Genomic DNA, 5,669 nt, shown 5'->3' with positions numbered 1-5,669 from the left:
ATGTTCTCGGGATCTTCCGGGGCGAGCCGCGCGAGCCGCTCACTCTCGGACACCGCGCGCGCGATGCTTTCGTCGGAGAAATCGTTGGTGGTCACCACCGCGTGACGCGCCCCGAAGAAGCTCTGAATGCCGAGCTGTCCGTCGGTGGTACTGCCCGCGGTGCTCACCTGATTGTCGGCGAAGCGGATGTTGCCGGCCGTGTACGTGTTCACCTGCACGTCGATGGCGTCGGCCTTGGAGCGCTTGATTGCCTTCTCCACGATGGCCTGCGCCTGCTCGCGGGTGAGGATGGCATTGTTCGATTGCATCAGGCCGTCCTCCCGGTGTTGATCACGTTGACGTTGCGGAAGCGCGCTGGGGGTGAGCCGTGCGATACGGCATTGACCTGCGGCGGCTGTCCTTTGCCGTCGAAGAACGACCCACCGAGTTCGTAGCTGCGCTTGCCACCGATCATATCCATGCTGTTCCAGAAGTCCGGGGTGCGGATCTGATAGGCCACATCCTTGAGCACGCCCACGACCTTGCCGCCCTTGATCTCGTGGTACAGCTGCCCACCGAACTGCGCGTTGAAGCGCTGTTGGTCAATGGAGAACGATCCGTCGCCCTGAATGAGAATGCCGCGGTCGGTGGCGGCGATGAGATCGTTCATGGTGAGGTCCTTCTCACCCGGCATGAGTGACACGTTGGGCATGCGCTGGAACTGCACGTTGTCCCATCCCTGCGCATACGAGCAGCCGTGTGAGCGCACGGGGCGTCCATTCTTCTCGTACCACCAACGCAGCCACGGCGCCTGTTCGCGCGTGGTCTGGTAGTCATTGAACATGCCGTTCCTGATGATGAAGAACTCGTCGGGCTTCACGCCGTCGTCGTCCCACCCGATGGTGGAGAGGCCGCCTTCCTGCGAGCGGTCACCCTGGATGTTCATGAGGCTCGGGCCGTACTTGAGTGTGCCGAGCATTTTTTCCGGTGGCGCCACAAAGCTCGTGCCGGCATAGTTGGCTTCGTAGCCCATCGCGCGATCGAGCTCGGTGGGGTGCCCGATGCTCTCGTGAATGGTGAGCCAGAGATTCTGCGGATCGAGCACGAGGTCGTAACGCCCCTGCTCCACCGGCTTGCCCGTAAGCTTGGCGGCGGCTTCTTCGCCCCACTGCTGTGCGTTGCCCACCAGATCGTTCTTGAGCACGTACTCCCAGCCGCGCGCCATGGGGGCCACCATGTTGCTGCGATTCTGGAAGTCGGAGAAGTCGCTGCTCACCGCGGTGATCTGCATGGTGGGCCACGAGCGCACCACGTCCTGCTTGGTCACCGTGCCATCGGTGTTGGCGTAGTTGCGTTCGTCCTTCACGAAGAAGAAGCCGCTGAACACGTACTTCACGTTCTTCGCCTTCATGGCATTCGCGTTGGCCTTGATGAGCAGATCGGCCTTCTGCTCCACCGGCACCTCGAACGGATCCTGCGTGAAGGCACTCTTCCAGTAGCCGTCCTTCACCGTAGGCGCCGGCAACCACTCCACACCGTTGGCGCGGGCGACACGCGAGGCCTTCGCAATGGCCACCGCTTCGCGCGCCGCAGCGGCGGCGCCTTCCGTGGTGAGGATACGCGTGGCCGCGAAGCCCCAGGTGCCGTCCACCAGTGCGCGAACGCCGATGCCCACGGTGTCGGTGTCGACGACGTTCTGGATCTGCTGCTCGCGGGTGAATACGAAGTTCTGCCGTTGGCGGCTGCACCGCACGTCGGCGTAGGTGGCACCGGCCATCTTGGCGGCATTGAGCGCGGCGTCCATGAGGGCGCGCACATTGGCCACGTCATTGAACGCTTCGAGCGTGCGCCAATCCGGCGCCGGCGCAGCATTCAGGAGCCGCGGAACACCGGCGAGACCGCTACCGGCCAGCAGGGCGCCGCCGAGGGCGGTACCACCCTGCCACAGGAAATCACGTCGGGAGGTCATGAGTTACAGCAGACTCCGCCAAACAGGTGGGAACGCGGGCGGGGCGCCCGCGACGAGTGCGGACCAGTACGTGCGAAGGGCCGGCTTCGTTTCGACAACTCAGACCGCGGCAGCGTTGCTGCCGCTCTCAGATCTGAACCACGAGACGACAGGGCGAGAATCGAAGAGCCAGAATGAGAGGCCAGCCCGGATCGAGGTGAGACGACCGCTTTCCAGCGGTGAGAAGCGAGTGCGTAAGCCTCTGACTTCTCACCTCCGGCCAACGGATGTCTCGCTTCTATCCAGGCTCATTTCTCATTCTCGCGCTGCGACTCTCCCGCTGCGACTCTCAGATCTCAGGAGTGCCCCCACAGCCCGAGTACTTCGTGCGCCTTCTCGTCCGCGGTCGCTCGCGCCTGCGCCCACGGGATCAGCCCTCTCGCCGCATCCGTGCACAAGAGCTCCGCGCGCGGGGTGATACCCACCCGCCCCAGATCCAACCGGTCGGCATCCCAACACGCCAGCAGCGTGGCGTCGCCGGTGGTATGCCCGTCGGTGTGCAGACGGCATGCTTCGTACAGCAGCTCGAAGCGCGTGTCGTCGAGATGCACCAGCGTGCCACGCAGCGAGCGCGCGAGTTCACCGCCGCGCAGGCCGTGATCGGGATCGCGGTGTTCATTCACCCGCCGCGCATCGTGAAACAGCGCGAACAGGCGCACGACCTCTTCGTCCGCCCCATTGTGCTCGGCCACCCGAAGGCCGTTCTCCCAAACGCGGGCCCAGTGGTACACGCCGTGATACCCGTCGTGAGGGAGCGCATAACCGGACAGCACGGTGTGTAGAATGTCGGTGTAATCGTGGGACATGGCTGAACGGAGAAAGAGATTCGAGCATCGAGAATGAGCATCGAACTGGCAGAATGAGAATTGAGCCCGGATAGAAGCGAGAGGCCAGCGCTCGCGAGGTGAGAAGTCATAGGCAACGCCCTCGCCTCTCACCTCGAGACCGCTGGCCTCTCGCTTCTATCCGAGCTGGCTTCGCACGCTCACGCTTCGACTCTCATTCTCAACGCTCTGGTCTAAGATCTCAGCCCAGCAGCAGTTCCAGCTCAGCGCGCCCGATCGTCCCGAGCCCTCCCTTATCTTCGGAAAGAATCGCGTCCGCCAGCGCGCGCTTACTCGCTTGTAATTCGAGAATCTTCGACTCGATCGTATCCCGCGCCACCACGCGCGTGGCCAGCACGTGCCGCGTCTGCCCGATGCGATGCGCGCGGTCGATGGCCTGCGCTTCCACGGCCGGGTTCCACCACGGGTCGAGCAGATACACGTACTCGGCGGCGGTGAGGTTGAGCCCGTGTCCACCCGCCTTGAGGCTGATGAGAAACACCGGCGGGCCCTCCGGACTCTGGAAGCGCGCCACGCGCGCACCACGATCCTTCGTGCGCCCGTCGAGATACTCGTACTTGAGCCCCACCGCATCGAGCCGGTCCTTCACGAGCGCGAGGAAGCTCGTGAACTGCGAGAACACGAGCGCCTTGTGCCCTTCGGCCGTGACTTCCTGCAGCGCCGGAATGAGCGCATCGAGCTTGGCACTCGGCAGCCCCGCCTTGCGCGGGTCGGCGAGCACCGGGTGACACGCCGCCTGACGCAACCGCAGCAGCGCTTCGAGAATCTGCATGCGCGAGCGCGCCATGCCCGCCTTGTCGAGCAACGCGAACAAGTTCTCCGCCTGCTGCACACGCAGCTCGTCGTAGAACGCGCGCTGCTTGGGTTCGAGCTCCACCTCGAGCGTCTGCTCCACACGCGGCGGCAGCTCGCTCGCTACCTGCGCCTTGGTACGGCGCAGAATCACCGGACGCAGTGCACGGGCGAGTACATCATCAGGACGCGAATCACCCGCTTCGCGCGCCACGTCGCCCAGCATGCGCGCCGCACGACTGAAGCGCGTGCTCGCGCCCAGCATGCCCGGGTTGAGGAACTCGAAGAGACTCCACAGCTCCTCGATGCGATTCTCGATGGGCGTGCCACTCAACGCGAGTTTGTGGTCACCCTGCAGGAGACGCGCCGCCTTCGCTGTGGCCGTACCCGCATTCTTGATGGCCTGCGCCTCGTCGAGCACGATGTAGTCGAAGCGGCGCTGTCCCAACGACAGCACATCGCGACGCAACGTACCGTACGTGGTGATCACCAGGTCGGCGTCGATCTGCGCGATCGGTGTCTCGGCGCGATCGGGCATGCTGAGGTCGAGCACCCGCAGCTGCGGCGTGAAGCGTGCCGCTTCCTGCACCCAGTTGAACACGAGGGACCGCGGCACCACCAGCAGACTCGGTCCACGCCCTTCGGCACGGCGTGCTTCGAGCAGCGCCAACACCTGCACCGTTTTGCCGAGCCCCATGTCGTCGGCGAGACAACCGCCGAGCCCGAACTGGCGCAGGAAGGCAAACCACCCAAGCGCTTCGTGCTGATAGCCACGCAGTTCGCCGACGAACCCTGCGGGCACAGGCACTTCGCCCACCGAGCGGAAGTCGCGGAGCTGCGCACGCGCGTGCTCCAGCTGGGCATCCACATCAGGATCGGGGAGCGAATCGAGCAGCACATCGATGAGCGCGAGTTGCCCGCGCCCGAAGCGCACCGTATCGCCGTGGCGCTCGCCCAGCTGCAGCATGGCCTGCCACTCGGCGAGGCTCGCGCGCGGCAGGAGCCCGATGGAGCCGTCGGGGAGTTCGATCACGTCCTCACCGGCCGCCCGCTTCTGCAGCACTTCGAACAACGGCACACGATGTTCACCGTACGTTACGGCGCCCGTGATATCGAACCAGTCGATCCCCGACTGTGCGCGTACATCGAGCGGGCCGGCCGACACCACGGCGCGCCCTTCGTGCTGCACCTGCCAACCATCCTGCACGAGCGTGCTCAGCGTGCGCAGCAGCACATGCGACGGCAGCGCGAGCCGCATGCGGTTGATGCTGGCCGAGTAGTGCTCCTGCGCGCCGAGGGCACGGAGCCGCAGCACGGCGTTCCGCTCGGCTGACAGACGGCGACGATACAGCGTGCCGTTGGCCCGATCGAACAGCCACGGTGATTCCGTCCCCGCGTCGGCGAAGCTGCTCCCGTACCGGAAGCGCACGGCGAGCCACGTGAGCGGATTGCGCAGCCCACCCACGTCGGCCTGGGTCACGATGTACGGCACCGGGGCCACGTCGGTCTCGGTGTGCAGCGCCCCGTCGGGGAGGGAGAGCGGTGGCAACCCCGGTGTGGCGTGGTACTGCTCGAGGAAGTCGGTGAGATCGTCACCGATCTCCAACTCCCCGTCGCGCCAGAGCGCCGCCGCCAGCGGCTGCAATGCGCCGAGCTCCACCCTCGTGAGGGTACGGCCGGTGAGCAGCAGGTCATTGCCGACCAGGAAGTCGACATCGTGAATCGGGAGGTGCGTGTCACTCCCTTCGCGCGCGAGCGCACCGGTGAGCTTGTACGAACCGTCCGCACCGCTCACGACTTCCACGTGCAACGTGTACGGCGCCCCGTCGTCCCACTGCAGCTGTCGCTTGTCGAGCGACGGGCGCTGACTCTTTACGAGCGCGCGCCCCGTTTCGCAGATGAGACGCAGCGTGGGTTCATAGGCACGCGGCGGAATCACGAAACCCGTCGCGGGCATGCCCGTCACATTCGCCACCGGGCCGGTACCGAGCAGCAGGTTGGCGATCAGCCGGTCGGCCACCTCGGGCGCATTCGTCCACGCGTCG

At 65.4% G+C, this 5,669-nt stretch carries 4 protein-coding genes; all 4 read right to left on the bottom strand.

Annotated features, from left to right (window positions below; all coding sequences use genetic code 11):
• A partial coding sequence (locus tag ACIQ6O_RS11895; RefSeq protein ID WP_396208007.1) for a PmbA/TldA family metallopeptidase occupies positions 1–308 on the bottom strand: 308 nt, incomplete at its 3' end.
• Complete coding sequence (locus ACIQ6O_RS11890; protein WP_396208006.1) at positions 308–1,948, bottom strand: TldD/PmbA family protein; 1,641 nt, start codon at positions 1,946–1,948, stop codon at positions 308–310. The genes ACIQ6O_RS11895 and ACIQ6O_RS11890, both read right to left, overlap by 1 nt.
• Positions 1,949–2,283: 335 nt before the next feature.
• Positions 2,284–2,793 carry a hypothetical protein gene (locus ACIQ6O_RS11885; protein ID WP_396208005.1) on the bottom strand — a complete coding sequence of 170 codons (510 nt, stop codon included), beginning with the start codon at positions 2,791–2,793 and terminating at the stop codon, positions 2,284–2,286.
• A 220-nt stretch (positions 2,794–3,013) separates the two neighbouring features.
• The coding region (locus ACIQ6O_RS11880) for a DEAD/DEAH box helicase (protein ID WP_396208004.1) at positions 3,014–5,669 on the bottom strand (2,656 nt) is incomplete at its 5' end.

The organism is Gemmatimonas sp. (assembly GCF_044345575.1).
Lineage (GTDB): Bacteria > Gemmatimonadota > Gemmatimonadetes > Gemmatimonadales > Gemmatimonadaceae > Gemmatimonas.
The sequence above is the reverse complement of the archived record's forward strand: the minus strand, read 5'-3'. Positions and strand labels throughout refer to the sequence as shown.